Genomic DNA, 22,452 nt, shown 5'->3' on the forward strand with positions numbered 1-22,452 from the left:
AGCGATGCGATCATGGAAGCCAATTCTCGCAACGATCCTAGGATTCCTGGTCCTCGGAATCCTCTGCCTGACATTTTTCATGCTGCGGGGCTTCCGTGCCACTTCGACGCCATCGGCCTTCGAGACCACCATGGCCCGTGGTCTGCGGAACATGGCTATTCCCCGGCAGGAACGACATAGAAAGAACCCCTTCACCGGCGATTCCGAAGCACTGGAACAAGGGCGTCAGGAGTTTTTCATGCGGTGCGCTGGCTGCCATGGGATTGACGGCAGCGGCAGGACACAAATCGGTTTGCAAGAGTATCCGCGCGTCCCGGACCTGCGGGCTCCCGCGACCCAAAAACTGACGGATGGCGAGATTCACTACATCATCGAGAACGGGGTTCAGCTCAGCGGTATGCCAGCCCTCGGCAGTCCGCATAGAGTCTCCGGCCCGGAGAGCTGGGAACTCGCGCTCTTCGTGCGCAGCCTCCGCCCTCTTTCGGGAACAGAGTTGCAACAGCAAACCTCCACCATCACTTCGGCCCACTATGTCGGCTCCGAAGCCTGCGCCAAGTGCCATGCAGATATTTATCAACGTTGGAAGAAGACGCCGATGGCAAAGGTGGTGCGCGATCCGAGAACGCATCCCGATGCCATCCTTCCCGATCTCGCGACGAACCATGTAGCCCCGTTCATCAAAGAGCAGGTTGCCTTCGTCTACGGCAGCATCTGGAAACAACGCTACTTCACCAAAGTTGGAGATAATTACTACCCGTTGCCAGTGCAGTGGGACATCGGCAATCGCAAATGGCTCAAATACGTTGTTCCGTCGCACGGGGCCGATTGGTGGGCGCATCTTTACCCGCCGGACAATATGCAGCGGCCCACCGGCCCAACCTGCGACGGTTGCCATTCCGTCGATTACAACATCCACACCAAGCAGGTGGCGGAATGGAACGTGGGCTGTGAACGTTGTCACGGCCCCGGCAGCGCGCATGTCGAACATCCGACACGGAGCAACATCCTGAACCCGGCGCAGATGGATTCACTGGCGGCGAACGACACCTGCATCCAGTGCCACTCGCAGGGACGGCCGTTGACCAATCCGATCGAGGGAAAATATTACGACTGGCCTGTTGGCTATCATGTCGGTCTCAAGCTGCAGGACTTCTGGAGACTGGAAAACTGCACCCTTGGGCAGACCGATTTCTATTATTTTCCGGATTGCACGGCGCACAAGAACCGCATGCAGGGGAATGATTTTGTGCAGAGCGTGATGTATCGGCACAACATCACATGCTTCGATTGCCATGACGTGCATGGGACGGGAAACTACGCGCAGCTCATCAAGCCTGCGAACCAAATCTGTCTGGATTGTCATGGCCCGAATTCTCCAAACGGGCCGCACGAAGCCGCACTGGAGGCGCACACCCATCATAAAGACGGCAGCCCTGGAAGCCAATGTGTCGCCTGCCATATGCCAAAGATCGAATCAGAGGGCGTCCCGGGAGCCTACGTTCACGCCCATACCTTCCGGTTCATCTCACCGGCCATGACGGACAAATACAAGATTCCCAATCCATGCACGTCGTGCCACACAGACAAATCGACGGCATGGGCCGAGAATGCAATGAGCCATTGGTCGGAGGTTTCGCCATGGCGAATCAGATAAGCCTCGTGTGTTCTCGTCACTGCCCGTCGGGCGGGAGGAAGATGCCGACCCGGCGATGGCCGGGGCATCGGACAAGGGCGGGCAGGCGGGCAGCGACATAAGAAAATGCGGAGCCTGTGACTTACAAGGCTCCGCAAAGTGTTCCTGTGGAGTTAATCGTTATGCTGCGGTTTTCTTCGCAGCTTTGGCTGGCAGCTTGGACGTGACTTTCTTCGCGGTTTTGGCTTTGTCCTTAGCTGCGAACTCCTGCTTGACCTTTGCTGCGATTGCATCGATGTCTACCCTGTAGGTCTGAGCCGCATCGCGCAGCACCTTTACGGTATCCGTATCGGTACGCATGGAGAGCAAGATGACTGTCTCCACCAAAATGCGCCCCAGCTTGCTTTCCTCGGCCTTCGGCAGAAGCGCCGACAGCAGTTTCGCTGGCGAGCCAGTGTCCTTCGGCTGGCCGATCTCATGCTGCCGGATGAGGATGGCGAGTTTGCGCTCGTCCAGCATGGCAGTCAGCCGTTCGACAGTAAACAGCAGGTCGCGCTTCATCAGCCGCACGGGAACCGCTTCGCCGATGGCTTTCAGGACGCGCAGCCCGGTGGTTTGGGCCAGCGCTTCCTCGCGGCGCTGCTTTTCCTGTTCGGCCTTCCAATTGGCGTCGGCAGTGGACTTCTGCTTCTTCGGATGGTGAATCGCGCAGTTCGGGTCGGCACAGATTTTGCGGAGTTCGCCCTTCTCGCTGCCTTCGGTGACGATAGCTTCGGTAGTGGACTTGCAGGTCTTGTATTCCGGCCAGTCGCGCTGCTCCTTCTTCTGCGGCTTGTCCTGCCGGAGTTCGACATACTGGTTGCGTGGAATCGCCGCGCTGCCTTCGGCGGGTTTGCCATAGGCCGTGCTGATCTGTACCAGTTTGGGTTTGGTGGCGATGGCCTGTTTGACGTGCATCTCCAGTTTGGCGCCATAACAGTTCGGGTCGGAGCAACTGTCATGCCGTGGGCTGATGCCATCAAACAGTAGGACGTTGTGTCCCGTGCGTTTGGGGCATTCGAGGCAGGAACCTGCTTCCGGTAAAAGCTGCGCGTCCTCTTTCGAGAACGGAGCGGCGGCAAGCTCCAGCAGAATGTTGTGCTCAATCCACTGCTGGAGATGACGGACAGGCAGCAGAATGCGCTTCGACTTGCTGCCATTGCCGTAGGTTTCCTGATAGCAGGCGGCGAGGGCCTGCTCCTGCTGCTCCGGTTGGAGCTTCGCCAGCAAGAGCGCATGGCCTACGCCGATCTCGTCTTTCGAGAAGGCTTCGACCACGGCAGGCGCAAGTTGTGCGAGGCGAACGCGGGCGAGTACATATCCCGGAGATTTGCCGCACTTGGCGGCAATTTGTTCGATGGAATACTTCGGCTCGTCGAGCGCAAGCAAACGGGCGTAGCCGTTCGCTTCGTCCAGCGGATGCACATCGCGGCGTTGCAGGTTTTCCACGATGCTAACTTCGACCGCTTGCGCATCGCTGAGTTCTGCAATGCGGACAGGGACGTATTCCAGCCCGGCCCGTTGCGCCGCGCGATAACGCCGCGCTCCGGCAACGATCTCGTAGCTGTGCCCTCCTTTGGGCCGAACTACCAGCGGGGAGAGCACGCCCTGCGCCTTGATGGACTCTGCGAGTTCGTCAAGTGCCTTGTCGTCAAAGGTGGTGCGAGGGTTCGATGCCGATTCGGTGAGGCTGAGGATCGGCAGGTTGCGATATTCCGATTGCGATTGTACTGCGGTAGTCATTGTGATTCTCCTTATCAGGTTGTCGAGCGTGAAAGCGTGAGCGGGCACGGCCCGTACCCGCCCGTAGAGTTGCGGATCAGGCGGCTGGGTTCTCCGGTTCCTCGGCGCGTAGTGCGGCGAGAATGACGGCGGAGGTGCGCTGGATGACTTCCAGACTTTCGGCCAGCAGCACGGCGTTGCCGTGGTAAAGCTGGATGTAGTCGGCGCTGCTGGTTCCCAACTCCAGCCCGACCGCCCGGCCTACGATGAAGGCCACGGCCTCGGCCTCAGTCTCGCGGACGGTTTGCGTCGTGATGGTGCGCCGCTCGGCCTTATGCAGAAGCTCGTGCGCCGTCTCGTGGACCAGCGTGGTGAACTCCTCGGCCTTCGACTGACCGGGCAGCAAAGCAATCTTGCCGCCGTAGCTGACACCCAAAGCCGGAGCGATCTTCTCGTTGAATTCAAGCGCGATGTTCTGCCGTGCAAGGAAGTCCAGCATCCGGTCGCGGTACGCGCCGACCTCGCCGGTGATGCCGTGCTCCAGTTCGGGCAGGTCTGCGCCTTCGGTCTGACTGATGTCGAAGACGTACACGGCGCGGAAGCCAATCAGCATGGGCGCGGGCTTCGCGTCCTGATTCGCATTTAACTGCGTCGGCTCCTGCTCCGTGTCATCGTTCTTCCTGCGTCGGTAGCCGATCATCGGCGCGAGAATCTGGATGCCTTTCTCGCCTTTCTTCACGTAACGGCCCAACTCGTTCCACGCGCGAATGCCTGCTACGCGCGTCGCGTCGGGCTTCTGCCGTGCGATCTGCAAAATGTTCCCGAAGGAATACGAATGGAACTGCGCCATTGCGTTCAGGTAGGCGGTCAAGGTTTCGCTCTTGCCTGCTTCAAGCTGCTGGATGAGGTAATCCACGGCCTGCTTGATAAGCTGCTGCGTGGGGTTGTCGCGCTGGCTGGTGCGCTGCTGGTAGGGTGAGTTGCTGCGGCTCTGCTGCGCCGCATTTTTGCTGTGCGGCGCGGCGCTGCTGGTTGTTGCGAATGTTGTAACAGTCGATGCCATGACGTTGCTCCTTCTGTGCTGCCCGCTGTGGGCGATTTGCGTGCATGAGGAGAAGCACTGCCTGAAACATGAATTTCTTTTGTTGAGTGCTCCCGCTTCATGGCTTTTGCAACGGGCGGGGGCGGGAAGGTTCAGTCCGGGGCGCGCGGTCGTTGCGCGTTCATCGGAGCGCAGCGGAGACCCTTGACGGGTTCTTCCCGCCTCTGCTAGACCGTTGCCGGAAGCGGGAGCACGTCGCGAAAGAGGAAATTCAGAAGGTTGCTCTTATCGCCTACGCAAGTCAGGGAAGGTGTCGTAGGAACGATTTGCATTTCGGGCGCAAATCTCAGAAGTTTCGAGAATGCATTTGAACCGGAGTGGTGAACTCCTCGGCCTTTGACTGACCGGCAGCAAAGAAATCTTGCCCGGCGTGTGCTCCCGGAAAGATGCGATAGACCGCTTTAGTGTAGAGCGTCACGTCACTAATCTGTCGATTATTGTCGGGCCGATACAGAGAAGCGACCTATACAATTGCAGTGACTTTCTGGCGCTTCTGCTCGTTCCGATAATAGGCATTTTCGTTGACGCCACTACACTAGCATCAGCTTCGCGTATCTCGATCACCCCGCGCGGCAGGGCGTTGCCAGCAGCGCGGCTAACAAGGGCCCTACCGGACGCTGCTGTAGAGGATGAAGTCTGCCCGTTCTTCTGGAGAGCACAGCGGCAGCTCCAGCACATGATAGCCGCACTCCCCATATACGCGCGCCATCAGCTCAGAGGTTCTGACGGCCTCTTCCCAAGATTGCTTGCGCTCAGCATCGGTTGCGTAAATCGCCCTCCACGCTGGCGCAAGAAACACCTTCGGGGCATAGCGGTAAATAGTGCTCGCGGCCATAGCTTCGGCACCGTCCTGGCCAATCAGGCGCAGGTAGCAGAGCGTGTCCGGAATGCCCCGTCGCAAAAAGTGATCCTCGACGCTGGTGTGTACTCCCGGAAAGAAGTGATAGACCGCTCTAGCATCAGCCTCGCGTACTGGTCTCGATCACCCCCACGGCAGGGCGTTGCCGCCCGTCTGCATCTGTTCCTGGATGAGTTGTCTGGCCACCTCTGGAACACAGGGAAAGCCTTTCCGCTCCAATTCTCTCAGAACGGTGGTTTTCCCTGTTCCAGGGCCTCCGGTTACGACGTAAAGATTGAGATTGGTCATTATAAACGTCTCCATCGCGGAGGTTTTTCCATGCAAAAGCAATCGGGATTCAAGGTAAGCGCAGCCGTGGCGCTCGGCTGCACGGCGGTTCTGCTGACTTGGGATGTGGAGTTCGGAAAGCTGGGGGTGCTGCTGCTGGGGTCCTTAATTCATAACGGAATTCACGCAACTTTCCAGACGGCTGGGCGTACATTTATTTTAGCCTTCTATCTCGGGTTTCCGGGATGGATATTGCAAGTGACATCATTAAAAAAGAAGGATGATGTTTCGCGGCGCGTCTTCCAGACTCGCCTTGGAATCTGTTACCCAAAAGCTATTTCGGCAACCGCGGCTGGTGGCTTTGTTGTTTTTGGGTGCAGGAGTGAGCAGGGGCTAAAGCGGCTGCGGAAAAACTCTTGGTGGCGAAGTTTTGAAAGGGCACGAATTGATTCGTGCCACAAATGCCGAAATTGCAGCCTGGCTAAGCCGCTTAGGGATGGTGTTCTGATCTACGGAATTCATTGCAGAACTTTTCCCCAGCCTGTAAACTCCCTCGGTTTGGCTGGCGGCTTCCGGCACCACTTCCTGGACCAGAGGCAAAACAGGAACTGAGCGATTTTGGGCTAATAAATTCGCAAGTCGGAGACAGGACAAATGTACACGCCGAAATTCAATTGGAGCACGATCTGCTGTTCCGCCGCATTCAGTGCCCGTGCCCGGCGAGGCACCCTCTGCGTTGGCACAGAGGGCGATCATGGGTGACTTGGTGTGGAGGTGGAAACCTTTTTACCATTCGCAAAACCAGGCACCGATGGCTCTAGGCTTCGCAAAACAAATTCTCTGAAGAGATTGCCTATTGCGTTTGCGCCTGTCGTAACGCCGAGGGTTTGGAAAGTTAGCCCCACTCCTCGGCTGGATTCTGGATGATATGCGTTCGCTATACCCCCCGCCGCAAGATTCCCCAGAAGGTGGCAGTAGTAGGGTTGCAGCTTCCCGTTGTCTCCGCGGGTTACGACTGCGGAAGTTAGCGCATGCCAGCTTCGCGAGCGGATCCCGCCGGTTCCCTGATAAAAGTAGCGAGGATCCTGGTGAAACCAGGATGCCAGGATTGCGCTTCCGATGATTCGACCGGAAACCGAATCTGCCAGCGCTGCGCCATATCGTTTTCCGTACCCCGCGATTCCGGGCCCATATCCAGGATAGGTGCCGTTATATTGTTCCGCGCCCGCCACTCCCGCAAGCACAACAAAGGTCGTTGGGTCTATGATGGTGCGGAACGCCAGCCTGTACTTCTGCTTCGCGGACATGGGCTGCGCATCCCAGATATAACTGGTATAGAAGTTCTGAAACACGCCGAATACGCGCTGCTTTTCCTGTTCCTCGACCTGAGCCTCAGCGATCTGATCGGCATTTGCGAAGACAGTGACGGAGGAAGAGGTAGCAACGTTGAGGGTGATCTTTGGCGCTTGGAGTGTCTCTCCGGAGATCACGGAAAGCTCAGAAGAGGTATAAGCGCTGAACCCGGGTGCTGCGACGACCATCCGAAACTTGCCCGCGGGAAGATTGGTGAAGCTAAACGTCCCATCGCTCGCGGCGGTGGTCTTCCTCTCACGTCCCATTTTGCCCGGTGAAGTCAGGACTACCTCGGCACCGGGCACGGCACCACCTTGCGCATCCGAAACAACCCCGGTAATTTGCGCTGTACCTTCGACTTCGTGCGTTTGATCATTTCCGCCGTTCAGATCGTGCGCTGATCCAGGAATGCTTTCCGGGACTGACGCAGGACTCGCTTGATCTTCCATCGTAGCCGCCTGGATGCGTGCGCTCGGAGCATCCGGAAGCTCGTTCGGGACTGGAGTTGTCGAGACAAGGGTTCGATCCAGAGATGAGACCTGATATTGTGAGGCGGGAGTGGCAGCCTCTGCCGTGAATGCCTTCCGGTGATTCAGCGCAGGCGACTGCGCATTAGCGTTGATGCACATGATCAACACAGTATGTCCCAAGAGGAACAAGCCAAGGGAGGACGTCTTTGCAGTCAGCGAGACGAATCTTGCGAATAAGGATGTCACAGTAGTATCCCTTGCCAGCGTTGTTGCCGCCTTGTAGCCGCTTGAGAAGCTCCCATATTGGCGAAGGTCAATCTGAGAAACTCACTCAAGATTCCTAAAACATTTTTACGAACAGAAGGGCAGCAATGGTAAATCCCACGACGATCACGAAGTGGCGCACCATTCGCTTACCCACCCGGCGCGCCACACCAGCCGCGGCCCATCCGCCAAACAGCGCAGCTCCCATCATTGCGCCAACGTACGACCAGACCACCATGTGCGCGGACGCAAACACCAGCGACGCCACCCCGTTGGCGCACAGGCTCAAAAGGCTGGAAACGCCGTTCATCTGCAGAATGTCGTCCATCCCCAAAAACGCAAGCACGGTCAGCAACATGATGCTCATTCCTGCACCGAAATACCCGCCGTAGACGCCAACGGCAAATTGCACTGAAAAGGCGCCTGCCCTCCACGCCGCAGTGTGGCGGCTGCCGTTGGGTACGGAGGCTGTCCCCAGCGCCCGCTGAATGTGCCGCTGAACCGGAGCCTGCACAGTGAAAAGCACCGTGGCTAGGAGGATCAGAAACGGAACCAGATGCGCGAATACGGCGGCCGGAGTCATCCGTAACAGCAGCGCACCACATGTTCCGCCCAGAAGGGTGGGAATGATCAGCAGGAAGATGCCACGGCGCACTGACCGCAGCTCGCGGCGAAAGCCCCAGGCGCTGCCAATGGAGCCCGGCCAGATGGCGACCGTGCTAGTTGCATTGGCCGCAATAGGCGGTACTCCGAGCGCCAGCAGCGCCGGAAACGTGATGAGCGTGCCGCCGCCCGCGACGGAGTTTATGCCACCGGCCAGGAAAGCGGCTGCCATCGCCAGGAGCAAAGGTGTCAAGCCGCGCTCACTCTGGCCGGCTCATGCGGTCCGCCCGAACGCTGTCCCACGCTGCCGCGCCGAAGCGAGAGAAGATTGCCGATGGGGGAGCGGTAGGGTCGAGGTGTAGAACCTCATGCATGGCGAGGGTACGTTGCAGGGCGCGATCATAAGCGCCGAGAGCCGCATTCAAGAGCAGATCAGAAAGCAGCACGCAGCGATATCCCATCTCCTGAATCTTGCGGAGCGGCAACAGCGGCGAACGGCCTCCCACAAGAACATTCAGTACGCATGGTCCATGCACGAGGCGGGGCACGGCTTCCATCTGATCAATCGTCTCCGGCGCTTCAACCAGCGCGAAGTCGGCACCCATGTCTAGTGCTGCGTTGGCGCGGCTCACAGCGTCATTAAAACCATGCACTGCGTTGGCATCTGTACGGGCGATGATGAGGAAGTCTTCGCTGGAACGGGCATTGACGGCCGCATGAATCTTACTGACAAACTCCGCAGCCGGCACAACCTGCTTTTGGCCCAGGTGGCCGCATCGCTTCGGAAATACCTGGTCTTCGATGTGAATGGCCGCGATGCCATGCCGTTCATATTCGTGCACAGTACGCACCATGTTCAACTCATTGCCGTATCCCGTATCCGCGTCGGCGATGACAGGAACGGCGATGGAGGAGGCTATGGCGGAGGCGTTGGAAACCATCTCAGACATGGTGGCCAGACCATAATCTGGCAGACCCAGCCTGCTGAGCGATGTGCCCATGCCGGTCATATAGAGCGCGTGGAAACCAGCTTGCTGAACGGCGTTGGCGCAAATGCAGTCGTATGCACCGGGCGCAACGATGAACTCCCCCGCCTGGAATCTTTGATGAAGCGTATTTTTTGATTGCACGATACAAAATCCTCGGAATCGGTTGATCGTTCGCTTTGCAGATTGTCACCTCAGTTCACCGGGCGAGAATCTCGAAGGTACGTTCATTCGACGCACGCGCGTGAATCTCGTTTCTTTGCCCTCCCGCAATTGAGAAAATGCTCTCTTTAATTTTGCGGAATTATGAACGAGCGTCGGCTCGACTAGCGGGTGGACCATTACGCGCGGCGTATTCACAAATCTCTGCTAGGTTGGTCTTCGAGTCGGTCGCTCAAACAATGACCGTGGTGTTTGGTGGCGGCGATTGAGATAAACATGAATCCGCTCCTTCTGTGCCAAATGTAATAGGGGAAACCTTAAGGATGGCTTAAAGGAACACCTTCAACGGATGTTAACGAAGATTATTTGCATCGGAAGGGACGGCGCGGACAGGGGAAGATCGATCGAGAACCTTCGATCACCAGAACTCGCACGGACTGCCTCCTTCTTCAAGGTATCTGCCCCGCGGCATTAAGCACACCTTAACGCGCGCATGCGGGGCTTCCGGAAACGATCCAAGCGTTAATCGGGATTTAAGCGTAGCTTTGCAACCTTGTATTTAGCATCTTTCCGCGACAGGAGAAACATCACTTAAGCGATAAAGACTGCTATTCGCTCCGGCTCGACCTCGAGTGCCCGGTGGTGAAGCTGAAGAAAATCTTCAGCTTCACTTAAAGGGATGTTTACGTCCGTTTCATCCTTGGGTGATCTTCCGCCAATAGCTTTCAAGACATCGCATCGTGCCCGGTATATCTATGTGCCTTCGCCGGACTCATCTGCGCAATCGATCACAAGTCAAACGGCGGTAATTCTAATTCATGTGGCGTCCACTCGGCTCGCTCTCGCTCGCCTTCCTGTTTCTCGTCCTGTTGGGTACTTCAGCACTTGCGCAAACCGCAACTATCTCTGGCACCATCACGGATGTGAGCCAAGCAGCCCTGGTCGGGGCGGAAGTTCTCCTCCCGCCCACGGGTAGGAGGACTGCTACGAATAGCGAAGGCCGTTTCACGTTGCTAGGGGTCTCTCCCGGTAAATACACGTTGTCCATCTCCTACGTCGGTTTTGCGACCGACACCGTAAGCGTGACAGCCGCTCCAAACCAGGTGACAAGCGTGCCAGTGGTTCTTCAGGTATCCACGAAAGCTCAGCAAGTGCTGGTAACGTCCGCGCAATCCAGCGGCGAAGCTCAGGCCATCAATCTGGAACGATCCACCTCCAACATCTTGGATGTTTTGCCCGCCAAGGTCATCACCAGTCTTCCCAATGCTGGTGTAGCCGCTGCGGTCGGGCGCCTGTCCAGCGTCACCGTGGAACGTGACGAGGGGGCTCCCAAGTACGTCCAGGTGCGAGGAACCGAGCCGCGCCTCAGCAACACCACCATCGATGGCATCACACTTCCGTCGCCCGAGGGCGGCGTACGCAATGTCCGGCTCGACACAATGCCATCGGACTTGGTGGACTCGGTCCAGATATACAAGACACTCGAGGCAGACCAGCCCGGCGATGCGATCGGCGGCTCGGTCAACATTCAGACCAAGATGGCTGGCGACGAGCCTACGCTATCCATCTTTAGCGATGGCGGCTTTACGCCGATCATCAACACTGTTCCCGTAGGGGATCTGGGCGTGACCATGGGCAAGCGCTTTGGCGCGGCAAAGAAGCTGGGGGTGATGTTCAGCGGCAGTTTCGGTTACAATGGCCGCGGCATCGACGATATTGAGCCGCTTCCTCTCGTTCAGGCCGGTCCCGCCCAGTTCTCCGACATGGATATCCGTCAGTACTACTATGATCGCCGGCGGGGCGGCGGCGGCCTCGACATCGAATACAAGCTCAGTCCAAATTCTCGCCTCTGGGCACGCAGCCTCTTCTCCCAATTCGACGATTGGGGACACCGCTACGATTACGCCCTTTCTACTGTCGATAACACTCAACTCAGCCCCGTCGGGGGAGAGCACAACTTGTACACCGAGCGGCGCAAACAAGGTTTTCAGATCGCGGACCTGATACTGGGCGGCGACCACGCGGCGGGCAAGTGGTGGGTCAACTGGGAGGGATCTGTGGCGAGGTCGGAGATGTTCAATCCGATCAATGGGGGCGAGGCGATCAACTCGTTCGCCGTCAAGACGACGACCCAGAGAGCGCCCGATCCGAACAATCCGGGACAATTTATCTACACCCCGGCGCTGGTCACGCCTAGCAACTGCCGGTACGCCGGTGCGAAGGATCCGCATCTGCCCCAGTTCAGCTCCGCTTGCTTTTCGGAGTTGTATAACACCAATCTGTATACACTGCAGAGCATATCCGATACTCTCCACGGAAAGGCGTCGCAACTGAATCTTCAAGGTTCTGTGTCAGTGGGTCGCAGCTACTCATTGAATTCGCATTTTGGACTACTCCAGTTCGGTGGATGGTTCAGCAACGCCCACAAGTTCGATGATTCCTATGAGTACGATTACACCCCCAGTGCCCTGGTCAACAATCAAAACGATCCAACAATGCAATACAATAACGACTCAGGGATCAGCATGACTGATTTCGTGGACAGCTTCCACAACGGGAACTATTACAATGGTGCCTATAAGTTTGGCCACGGCATCAGTTGGGAGGCTTCAAACAAATTTTTGGCGGCTCACCCTGGCGCTTTCATGATGACCACCACTAAGGGCGGCAATCCCAACAACTTCGACCTGGTGGAGAAGGTCAGCGCCGGCTACGTCATGAACACCCTCGATTGGGGCCGGTTCAACCTGGTCGCTGGTTTGCGCTTCGAGGGAACAAACGACACGACCTACAGCTTCGATACCACAGGCGCCAGCAGTTCTCCGTGGATCCGGGGCGGCAACTCGTATGTGGATCCCCTGCCCAGCGCCTCACTGCAGATCAAGCTCGATAGCGAGTCCGATCTCCGCTTCGTATACGGACGTGGCATTTCCCGCCCCGATCCTCAATTCTTGACCGCATCGAGAGCCGAGGACGCTTCCACCTTTCCTCCGACGATCACGGTTGGCAACCCCAAACTGGTGCCCGAACACGCAAACGACCTGGACGTGCTCTACGAGAGGTTTCTCGAGCCGATTGGGATGATCCGCTCCGGGTTCTTCTACAAGAACCTGACAGATCCGATCGTCCAGCAGCAAACCGGTCCTGGACCGGGGCCGATTTGCACCTCCGTCAATCTCCAAAACTGCTATGTCGTTCAGGCGAAAAATGCAGGCAGCGCCTACATCGCAGGTCTGGAGTTCAGCTTCGAACAGCACTTCACATATCTTCCCGGGCTGCTGAGCGGCACGGGCCTGATCGCCAACTATAGCTGGGCCACTTCGCAAGCCACCAACGTGAATCCTGGCAATCGAACCGATAAACCCGCGCTTCTGCGTCAGGCGCCTTCGTGGAACATCATGCCTTCGTACGATCAGGGCCGCTTTGCGCTGCGCGGCGGATTCGCGTATGACGGAGCCAACATCTATTCGTACTCGTACACCGACGGTTCCCCGGGCGGCATCTCCGGACCGGGCGGCGATCTTTACCTGTTTGCTCACTTGCAGGTGGATGCCCAGGCGAGCTATCGGGTCGGCGAATGGACACTTATGTTCCAGGGCCAAAACCTCAACAACGAGGTCTTCGGGTTCTACCAGGGCAGCCCTCAATACTTCATCCAGCGCGAGTATTACCAGCCAACCTACTCGTTCGGTTTCCGCTGGGACATGTCCCACGAACGCAAGCAGTAGTGGGAATTGCAGGACGGCGCGACCGGCCTCTCGCCGCCCTGCACCCTTTCTGGTTGCAGAGAATGCGCAAGTTCTTAAGATTCTGGACCGAGGCATAACGCTTGCGGAATTCGAAAGATAGGTGATCGAAATCCGTGGAGCAGGTTTCGGAGACGATTCGGAGGGCGATTATCGTTTTTTTCGCTTTCCGTGTGTCGCACTCATTGCGCTGGATGTGTTGGCGTTGGCTCGGTTCAGCTTTGGTGCTATTCGTGCCGCATTCGAGCAGACACGAGAGGAGATCGGAATCGCATATTGTCCCATCTTTAAGCGAAGGTCGATGTCGGTTCGATTGTTTTGCCGAGTGAATATTTGGTAGAGATTTCGCCTGACACTTGGCCAGTTGGCAGTCGATCGTTCCCTGGGCAAAAAATGCGCGGCGGGACCAAACTAATTCAGCATATCTTCAGTTTATTTTGCTTAAACTGTGATGCAGCAGGAGTGTTGGAAGAAGTCCCGAGGGTCTGTGTCTGCTCTATCCATTTGAAGGGCCGCTGCAAATCCCGATGGTGTCGTCCTGGCCCATTGCCCCAGCATTGGACCCTCGCCTCTCAAGCGACTAATAAGAGCAGTTTGAAAGGTCAGCGGGAGCCTTGCGCTGACCAAGTCAGGTGCATATGCATATTCTGGTAATCGAAGACGAAGATCGACTGGCGAGAAATCTCGCGACCGCCATCACGCGAAATGCGGGCTTCGCAGTCGATATCGCGCTGAACGGAGAAGACGGTCTGTATTTAGCCACGTCGAATACCTTCGACTGTATCGTACTAGATCTCATGTTGCCGGGCCGATCCGGTCGCGACATACTTTGTTGCCTGCGATCACGCGGTTACAAGACGCCCGTCCTCATTCTGACGGCGCAGGATGAAAAGGCATCTATTGTCAACTTGCTGGAGCAGGGTGCAGACGATTATCTTGCAAAGCCTTTTGACCTTGGCGAGCTACTCGCGCGCATCAAGGTGCTCATACGTCGTAGCGGCGGCCATGCAAGCGCGCAACTGGTAGTTGCTGATCTCATGCTCGACACCAACAACAGAACTGTATTTCGGGCAGGGAGACGTGTCGAACTCACGCCGATGGAATATCGCACTCTCGAATATCTCATGACGCATCATGGAATGGTGGTGTCGAAGGAGAAACTCCTCGAGCATCTGTACGACTACAACTGGGAGAAGTTCAGCAACGTCATCGAGGTTTACATCTCGGCGCTGCGGCGTAAGATTGACGGGAACTCATCCGCGCGGCTTATCCACACTCTCCGGGGGCACGGCTATGTGATCCGAAACGAGGAAACACCATAGTCATTTCATCCATTCGCGGACGAGTGGTCGTGCTCGCTTTGGTGGCGCAGCTTTTGGCGATCAGTGGTGCCGTTGGCGTATCCGTGGCCTATATTCATAGATCGCTCTGGTCGAACGCCGATGCTTTATTGCAGTCACGAATGGTGAAACTGCTCGCTCTTGTTGGTGAGGATGATGACAATCCCCGTATATTGGAATTCGATGCCGAGCAAGCGAATGTGCCAACAGGCGATTTATTCTACATCGCGGACGATCAAGGGCACAGGATTGCGGGAAATTTCGCTTGGGTCGGACCGATACTTGACCATCTTCGGACGGCAGGGGAAACCTGGACCTTTAAGCGAGATGGCCGGGCGTTTCGGGCGGCGGCCATGTGGAACGCCGCCATCCTCGACCAGGAAGATAACCACATTCCGCAGTTGCATGTGAACTTGTTCTACGCCATGCCTGTGGAGGGCACAGAAACGCAAATTGAAAGAGCGTCGCGAGTCGCAGTCTTGGCGGGCCTACTGTCTGTACTTTTCTCCGCGCTCCTGACCTGGTTGGCGGTAGGCCGGGGAATGCAGCCGCTCACTGATTTTGCTCGTTACGCCGATCAAATCGAAGTAGACGGAACCGACTTCAGCGGACCGGGTGACGTCGGCGGAAATACCGAACTGGTTCCGCTGGCCCGGGCTCTTGCCGCGTTGGAAGACCGCGTCCGGCAGGCATTTCAGCGCGAACGGCGGTTTCTGAGTGATGCAGCGCACGAATTGAAAACGGCAGTTGCAATCGAAAAATCTACCCTCCAGCTCCTCGAGCAGGAACGGCCTTCCAAGGATGCCTACCGACGAGGTGTCAGTCAGGCGCTTGAGGACACGAATCGAATCGAGCGTTTGGTGCAAGATATGCTACTGCTATCGTCTTTGGAGCACCCGCGGCAAGCAGCGCCTGCCACATCTTCTTTGTTAAGCGTCGGGGATTCGATTGTCGGCGCCATCGAGCAACTCACTCCGATTGCGCAGATTCGTTCCGTATCCTGTGTCTTCGACGACACTTGCAATGCGCGAATTCGAGGAAGCGAATCGGACCTAACGCTCCTTTGGACCAACCTGCTTGAGAATGCAGTACAGCATTCGGAGCCGGGCACCGAGGTCCAAATCAACGTGGAAGACGTGGAGAGCGGGTGCAGGGTACGAGTTATCGATAAAGGCAGCGGAATCTCTTGCGTCGATCTTCCTCATGTCTTTGAGCGTTTTTACCGTTCGGACACCTCTCGCTCACGCTTGACAGGCGGCTTTGGACTTGGCCTCTCCATCGCGAAGGCAATTGTCGAAAACCTCAACGGAACAATTTACCTCTCAAGTGTTCCCGGTGAGGGGACGACGGTAGAAGTAACCCTTCCCGCCCAGCAAACCGCCCATGCGGAAATATCCAGCCTACGCAAACTTAATTCTCAGGTGTCTGAGCAAAGCCCTAAGCCGTCTTAAGCCTCCCTTCAGGATCGAACTCGCAGACTCACATTAAGGTGCAACCTGCACCCGGAGAAGATCACATGCAATGTCCTCGTAACGTTACACTCGGGTTCGCTCTGGCGTTGTTTGCCACTACCGCGGTGTTTGCGGCCCCCCCCCGTCAACCCGGGGCGACACATGCCTTTGCTCAAAACCTCGTGAACCAGTTGCACTCAGCCCATCCCGAATTTTCGGAAATCGGCATCTCAGCCGTGATCCCCGGCGAGGGTTGCTACGGCCTTGCTTCGACAGATAAGACCGACATCGGTGAAAAATGCGAATCCGACGACGTCGTGCCCCTCCATACCGGCCGCGCTTCCATCGGCACCGAGGGCAAGAACCTCGACATCTCCCTGCCGCTGCACGACGCTTCGGGCAACGTAGTTGGCGTCGTCGGGATCGAGACTGCGCCCGGAGGCAATCGAGCCGCGACAATTAGTAACGTGCGCGCAGCCGTTCGCAAAATCGAGCAGCAGATCCCGTCGAAGTCCACGCTGATATCGTAGGTCTTCGTGCTGTGCCGCCGTCCCAGTATCGTTTGGCGATTCTGGAGGAACCGTGGGTGGCAACTGACGACCGGCATTCTGACACTCAAGTTGGGCCAGATGGCAAGCCGCTTTTGCACGAGAATGACTGAAGCGTCCTTTCAACGACTCTTAGTCCAGAGGGAGTAAACTCTGTCGGTAACATGAAGATTACACTTCGCCACAGGTCACTCGCTCCCAGGAGAATGTCTATGCGTCTCAATCGTCTCGCTTTGATTGCCCTCTTCGCCGCTCTTAATTTCGCGCCGATCCAGGCTCAGAGCTGGCACGTCGCTAATACATTTCATCCTGGCGGCGAAGGCGGCTGGGATTATGTCACGGTCGATGCGCCCAACCATCGCCTCTTCGTCACCCGCGCCACCCATACCCAGGCCATCGACATACGCACCGGCAAGCTCCTCGCCGACATTCCCGGCTAGGTCCGTTCTCATGGGGTCGCCCTCGTGCCCAAACTCAATCGCGGATTTATCACAGACGGCGGGGGCTCGGGCGCCATCTTCGTCTTCGATCTCAATACCTATAAGGTGCTCGGCCGAATCCAGACTATGCCCGATTCCGACGGCATCATCTACGATCCAGGCACCGACCTCGTCCTAGCCGTTTCCGGCGACGGCAATTCGCTTATGACTTTCCATCCCGACATTGATCCCAACAATGGCAAAGTCACGACCATTGCTCTCGGTGGCGCTCCCGAATTCCTCGCTGCCGACGGCTCCGGCAAAGCCTACATCAATCTCGAAGATAAGGATCTCGTCGCCGTCGTCGATCTGCATTCGAACAAGGTCCTTGATCGCTGGCCTGTCGCGTCCGGTGGACATCCCGTGGGCATGGCTATCGATCCCTCCGCTCACCACATTTTTATTGGCTGCCGCAATCCGCAGAAGATGATCGTGATGAACACCGAAAGCGGAAAGGTCGAAGCCGCGCTTTTCATCGGCCTGGGCAACGATGCCGCCGGATTCGCTGATGGACACGCTTTCGCCAGTTGCGGAGACGGCACTCTCCCCGTCATCGGTAAGAAGGGCAGCAGCTTCGAGGTCGAGCAAACCGTGAAAACCGCTGCAGGTGCACGCACCATGGGCCTCGATCGCTCGACGCAGCAGATCTATCTGCCCACGGCCGAGATGCTCCCCGCTGCCCCCGGTCATCGCCCGCAACCTAAACCAGGCACATTTGAGATGGTGGTTGTAAGCCGCTAAGATCATCTGCCCTCTGGAGGGCCACCGCGAATCGGACTAATCCATCCCGAGACCCTGGCCGATGGATACTGATTGATTGATTTCAACCGCGGTGGTTTTGGTCACCTCTGTTCCAAGCTGCTGGGCCAGTCTGCTCAGGTCATTGGTAAAGATCATCGCTTCATGGCTGGCGCGGGAGACGGCGACATAGCCGAAACGCGAACTCAGCAAGTCAGGATGGACGCTCGTGTCGGCGTGGATAAGAACGCGCTCGGAGGTGAGACCCTGGGAACTGTGGCTGGTGACCGCATAGCCGTGGTCGAAGTGGCGATGTTCGGTAGCATTGAATTCGACCCGGCGGTTGCCGTCCAACTGGGCGGTAATCCGGCCATCGGGCATGATCGATTCGATAACGGCAAGGTCGCGGTTGGCGACCCCAAGCGATTTGTCCGGCGCGGTGAACTGGATGCGATCACCGACAGAGAATTCATGGACGACTTCACGGTAGACGCTGACGCCAGAGAGCCGGCGCGGGTCGTAGGTGGCGAGTTCGCCGGATTGCTTTTCGACTGTAAGCAGATTTGCGGATGGGTTGACGGCGACGATGGTGCTGTAGGAACCAGCTTCGATTCCCAAAGCTGCGCTGCCCCGCGCGTAACGCACGACATCACCGATTTCGTAATGATTCGCCCATGCCCGGTCGGCCCCGGTCATGTCCTGCCGCTGCACAAGGACACGGAAGGAATGGTCATCGTGGCCGAGTTTGCCAATGGTTCGGAGTTCCTGCCGGACGGCGAGGTTCAGTTCGCGCCGGGAAGCATTGTCGGGTGAGACGATGAGCGTGTTCTCTGGCGCAGCGGCATACATGCGGGCTACGCTGCGGATACGTTCCTGCCGGTCGGGAATTTCCTGCACGCGCCCCTGCTGCCGCAGTTCGATGAGCGCCGCAGTGCTCCGGCCTCGTGCCAGCAGTTCAACGGCGGATTTCAGGGCCGGATCTTTCTGGCGGACAATCTCGTCGAGTTTCGCCGTGTGCATTCCAGCCTGTTGCAGTTGCTCGAAGGGACGGCCCGCCTCGACACCCTGATGCTGGCGAGTATCCCCGATCAGCAGTACGCGATCCTGGGGGCCGAGCCGGTCAAGGAAATCGTGCATCTGGCGAGTGCTGGCGAGACTCGATTCGTCCACGAAATAAAAGCGCCTTTGTGCTGTGCCGTCGTTCGGTTGCGCTGAACGTACAAGAAAACTTTGCAGCGTGGTCGCCTCGACTCCCGCTTCGCGAAGCTGCTTCGCCGCGCGGGATGTGGGAGCAAAACCTTCCACCGAATATCCCTGTGCTTCGATGGCCTGACGAATCACGGAAAGCGTGGTCGTCTTGCCCGCGCCTGCAACACCCTGGATGCCCTGAATCCGATCCGGCGAGTTGAGCACATCCTCGATCACCCGCCGTTGCGCCTGGTTCAGATGGGAATGCTGTGCTGCAAAGGTGACTGCCTGCTGTTGCGACAACACGGGCGCAAGTTCGTTTTTCCCTGCGCGCATCCGGCTTACAATCTCCTGCTCTTCGCGGATGGTTCGGGCCGTGGTGAACCGCCGGGCGGGCGAGCTTTGTCGGCGCTCCATCGTTTGGAATTCTCCGGCCGATAGGTGGCTTTCGAGATGCGCACGAACCTGCGAATAGGTGATCTCTCCCATGCCGCGGCGCAGTGTATCGCGGACAAGCAGGCGTTCGTCCACCACGGCCTCGCGCTCGAAGTTCCTGTCGCGGGCGAAAGTCAGCGATTCCCGAACTCTCTCCTGAGATCGGTTGGCAGAGACGCTCTGTTCCTGTTGCCGCACTCGATCCTGCGCCGCGCGAACAACCGCCTCGGCCTGATGGCCGAATTCTGCCGCCAGTTTCCGGTGAGCGGCCATGACTTCGGCAGTTGAATGAATCTCTTTACGGTCTCGCGTCGAGTGGGCTGCGATCTCGGCGGCTTCCTTGCCGTTCTTGCCGGTACGTTCCAGATACTCCAGTATCTGCTGGCTACGCGGGCTGGAAGCGTCGAGATACTCCTGCGTGTAACCTTTGATCTCCGGCGCACCGCTGCGTCCGGCGGTGATTTCATAGCCAAGCTGCCGCAGCCGGTACGTCAATTCAGATTGGTAGATGGCGGTTGCGAACTGCTGCGAGGCGAACAGACTCTGCGGCTGGATGGCGCGGGTTTCTCCGTTGTCCCGCTCGGTGAGGTTGAAGAGGACGGCGTGGGTATGGAGTTGCGGAGCCACGTAGCCATCGACCGGACGCGCGGTATCGTGCTCGAACTTTGCGGCGATGAATTTGCCGGTCGTCTCCGGTGGGTGATTGCCGCCGATGCGCGCCTGCGTATAGCGTTCGAGTTCATGAAGCGCGGCGGTGACGGCTTCGCGATGTGCCTCGCGTACCCGATAGTCGCCGCCGACCAGGGCGGTGAGCGACACAGATTTGGGCGCGGAAAAGGTCGCATCCCACCCGGCCCGATGCTCCATCGTCCGGATGGATTTTCCATCGGCATCGTTATATTGGTAGGAAGCCCGCTGGCGGACAAGCTGCTCGCCTGTCTGCGGCTGCTGGCCCTGGCTCAGCCGGGCAAAGTCCTCCTCGGAGACCGGGCCGCGCAGGCCCAATTGTTCTGCCAATCTGCCTTGCCACTCGCCGCGCATCTCGCCGCGCTGGGACCAGTAATTCTGCTCCCGCGACGTGAATTCCTTCTTGTGATAGCTCTGCGCTTGGCTGGCGGAAAGCGGCTTGGAGATGGTCAGCATGGCAGTCTCTACTCCATCCGCACCGCATGAGTGCCGTCTGGTTCGTCCTCTACTACAGGATCACTTCGGTCATTTTCCAACTCGTCATGCAGCAATGCGGGCGGTGCGATCAGGTCATCCATGTCGCGCTCGATGAATCCAGGATGCTTTTCCTTCAGATCGACAAATGGAAACGAGAAGCGCGCGACATGGTTGCCGTATTTCAAAAAGCCGCGCAGGTCGTCCAGTCCGGAAATTTCCGAAGGCAAAACAAGCGGCTCCGTCTGGCGGTCGAGCGCGAAGTTGCGGCCTGCGCGGGAGCCGTCGTAGTGGGTTTCGCGCAGCCGTTCGATCTCGACCTCGCCGATGGCCTCGCTCACCCATTTGGCTGCGCGCGGTTCGCTGGTGCGCAGAAATATCTTGGTGGCCGGCTGCGAGAGCATGGCTTCGGCATCGTCGCCGTAGCGGGCCTCCATCTGGCTGCGGCCCTGAAAGCCGAGAACGACCGGGTTCTGCGATTTGCGGTTTTCGGTGATGGCGGTGTGAAGCTGTGGCAGGCGCTGCAAGCTGGCCAACTCGTCGATGACGAACCAGACTGCCTTCTGGCCGCGATCGGGTTCGTTGAGAAGGCGCAATACCAGTATGTCGATCCACAGACTGATCAGAGGGCGCAGGGCCTCGCGCAGCGTGGGGCGCGAGGTGATGAAAACCCAGCCTTTCCGTGTTTCTGCCCACTTGGTAGCCGTCCATGTTCCGGTTGTTTCGTCCTGTTTCGGCAGCAGCCGGAAGCTGTCGGCGGTCATGTTGAGCGAGCCGAGTACGCCTTCGCGCTGGTGCGGCGCTCGCGGATCGATGAGCGCCCAATACTCCGTCTTACGAACACGCTGATCGATTTCAGCGGGATTCGACATCCAGTGAACCAGCTCCGTTGGCGTGGGCAGATAGGTCAGCAGATGAGCAAAAATCTTCTGCGGCGCTTCGACGAAGAAGCGGTTGGTCACACCCTCCGGCTGATACATGGAGACAGCGAGAGATTTGGCTTCGGCGCGACGACGCAGCTCCAGCGAAGGACTCCAGAACGGCATCCGCGCGTCCAGAGGATTGAGGACGATGTCGCCGCGATGCGGGTCGTAAAACTGCTTCACGAACTCGCAGGCCGGGTCGTAGACGATAGCGCTTTCGCGGCGCGCTTCCACCTGCAAAAGCATCTGGCGGATGATGCTTGTCTTGCCCGATCCAGTGTCGCCCACGATCAGGAAATGCTTGTTCTCGGCGTCACGTGGAATGCGCAGCGGTTGCTTGCTGCGATCCGTAGCGATACCGATCCCGTCGCCGACGATCTCCTTGTTAAAGTCCTTCGGGCTGACGAGAATCGGGCCTTTGAGCCGTCGTCCATAGCGCAGGTCTTTGAGCCGGCGAATGTCCTTTGGAATAGCAAGCGGAAGCTGAATCAGAAAAGCCGCAAAGCCGAAGACAAACTGCCAGAGAAACAACTGCGGTATAGATTGGTCACCATAAATCCAGTGCGCAATCCAGGCGTGCAGCGCCTTGTTCGAGTAACGGCGCGGAGCCTCGCGGAAGAGCACTCGGTAGCCATCTTTGTGGGCCTGATCCGACAGCGCGAACGGCAATGGCTTGCCAACCGCCTGCGGTGTCTTTCCGCGTTGCACATCGGCATTCAGAGCCGGGCGCATTTGCGATTTTCCGCCTTGAACCAGAACCAATGGATAGGCCCCCCAGGGATGTAACGTGCCCAGAGTTTCCGTTCGCAAATCGTACGGCAGGTAGTATCGTTCGAGCGGCGAGAGGCCGTAGGCGACGCGCAGCCAGACGAGGAATCCGGTGAAAACGACCGCGAGAAACAATGCGCCCAACGTGTAGAGATAGCCGCGCGGTGGCCAGATCAGCGACTCTTTGCGACCCCACTGTTCTACGCTCGACATCG

Annotated in this window: 15 protein-coding genes and 1 pseudogene; 8 read left to right on the forward strand and 8 right to left on the reverse strand. The window is 57.8% G+C overall.

The annotated features are described in order from the left end of the window. The first annotated feature begins 4 nt into the window (after positions 1-4). Positions 5-1,654: a c-type cytochrome gene (locus C7378_RS04420; RefSeq protein WP_207901336.1), complete on the forward strand. Its 1,650-nt coding sequence runs from the start codon at positions 5-7 to the stop codon at positions 1,652-1,654. A 159-nt stretch (positions 1,655-1,813) separates the two neighbouring features. On the opposite strand, the gene C7378_RS04425 is transcribed toward C7378_RS04420, so the two are convergent. From C7378_RS04425 to C7378_RS17935, 3 genes and pseudogenes are all read right to left on the reverse strand, one after another. Further along, positions 1,814-3,415: a ParB/RepB/Spo0J family partition protein gene (locus C7378_RS04425; protein WP_131992208.1), complete on the reverse strand. Its 1,602-nt coding sequence runs from the start codon at positions 3,413-3,415 to the stop codon at positions 1,814-1,816. 76 nt (positions 3,416-3,491) lie between these two features. Beyond that, positions 3,492-4,457 (reverse strand): ArdC family protein, encoded by a 966-nt coding sequence (locus tag C7378_RS04430; RefSeq protein ID WP_131992211.1) that lies wholly within the window; start codon positions 4,455-4,457, stop codon positions 3,492-3,494. Between the two features lie 646 nt (positions 4,458-5,103). Next, a pseudogene (locus C7378_RS17935) lies at positions 5,104-5,658 on the reverse strand (AAA family ATPase). Positions 5,659-5,673: 15 nt separating this feature from the next. Here C7378_RS17935 and C7378_RS04440 point away from each other — a divergent pair. Continuing rightward, positions 5,674-6,234 carry a hypothetical protein gene (locus C7378_RS04440; protein WP_131992214.1) on the forward strand — a complete coding sequence of 187 codons (561 nt, stop codon included), beginning with the start codon at positions 5,674-5,676 and terminating at the stop codon, positions 6,232-6,234. A 140-nt stretch (positions 6,235-6,374) separates the two neighbouring features. Here the strand turns inward: C7378_RS04440 and C7378_RS04445 are convergent, their stop codons facing one another. From C7378_RS04445 to C7378_RS04455, 3 genes are all read right to left on the reverse strand, one after another. Beyond that, positions 6,375-7,604: a carboxypeptidase-like regulatory domain-containing protein gene (locus tag C7378_RS04445; protein WP_131992217.1), complete on the reverse strand. Its 1,230-nt coding sequence runs from the start codon at positions 7,602-7,604 to the stop codon at positions 6,375-6,377. 181 nt (positions 7,605-7,785) lie between these two features. Beyond that, the gene (locus tag C7378_RS04450; RefSeq protein ID WP_243648063.1) at positions 7,786-8,565 is read right to left on the reverse strand and encodes a sulfite exporter TauE/SafE family protein; all 780 of its coding nucleotides are present in this window, start codon (positions 8,563-8,565) and stop codon (positions 7,786-7,788) included. Positions 8,566-8,572: 7 nt separating this feature from the next. Next, on the reverse strand, positions 8,573-9,442 hold the full coding sequence (locus C7378_RS04455; protein WP_131992220.1) for an isocitrate lyase/PEP mutase family protein: 870 nt from the start codon (positions 9,440-9,442) through the stop codon (positions 8,573-8,575). Between the two features lie 836 nt (positions 9,443-10,278). On the opposite strand from C7378_RS04455, the gene C7378_RS04460 reads away from it, so the two are divergent. From C7378_RS04460 to C7378_RS04485, 6 genes are all read left to right on the forward strand, one after another. After that, a complete protein-coding gene (locus C7378_RS04460) occupies positions 10,279-13,188 on the forward strand; it encodes a TonB-dependent receptor (protein ID WP_131992223.1) in 2,910 nt (969 codons plus the stop codon). Positions 13,189-13,844: 656 nt separating this feature from the next. Then, positions 13,845-14,528 (forward strand): response regulator transcription factor, encoded by a 684-nt coding sequence (locus C7378_RS04465; protein WP_131992226.1) that lies wholly within the window; start codon positions 13,845-13,847, stop codon positions 14,526-14,528. A gap of 29 nt (positions 14,529-14,557) precedes the next feature. Then, on the forward strand, positions 14,558-15,997 hold the full coding sequence (locus tag C7378_RS04470; RefSeq protein WP_207901339.1) for a sensor histidine kinase: 1,440 nt from the start codon (positions 14,558-14,560) through the stop codon (positions 15,995-15,997). Between the two features lie 65 nt (positions 15,998-16,062). Next, a complete protein-coding gene (locus C7378_RS04475; protein WP_131992233.1) occupies positions 16,063-16,527 on the forward strand; it encodes a hypothetical protein in 465 nt (154 codons plus the stop codon). Between the two features lie 230 nt (positions 16,528-16,757). Continuing rightward, the gene (locus tag C7378_RS04480; RefSeq protein ID WP_131992236.1) at positions 16,758-16,985 is read left to right on the forward strand and encodes a hypothetical protein; all 228 of its coding nucleotides are present in this window, start codon (positions 16,758-16,760) and stop codon (positions 16,983-16,985) included. Between the two features lie 24 nt (positions 16,986-17,009). Beyond that, entirely contained in the window at positions 17,010-17,765 is a 756-nt protein-coding gene (locus C7378_RS04485; protein ID WP_131992240.1) for a YncE family protein, read from the forward strand. Positions 17,766-17,801: 36 nt separating this feature from the next. Here C7378_RS04485 and mobF read toward each other — a convergent pair whose 3' ends face one another. Beyond that, the gene (mobF, locus tag C7378_RS04490) at positions 17,802-20,528 is read right to left on the reverse strand and encodes a MobF family relaxase (protein WP_131992243.1); all 2,727 of its coding nucleotides are present in this window, start codon (positions 20,526-20,528) and stop codon (positions 17,802-17,804) included. An 8-nt stretch (positions 20,529-20,536) separates the two neighbouring features. Next, positions 20,537-22,450 (reverse strand): type IV secretion system DNA-binding domain-containing protein, encoded by a 1,914-nt coding sequence (locus tag C7378_RS04495; protein ID WP_165876651.1) that lies wholly within the window; start codon positions 22,448-22,450, stop codon positions 20,537-20,539. Between the last annotated feature and the right edge of the window lie 2 nt (positions 22,451-22,452).

This window comes from Acidipila rosea (assembly GCF_004339725.1).
Classification (GTDB): Bacteria; Acidobacteriota; Terriglobia; order Terriglobales; family Acidobacteriaceae; genus Acidipila; species Acidipila rosea.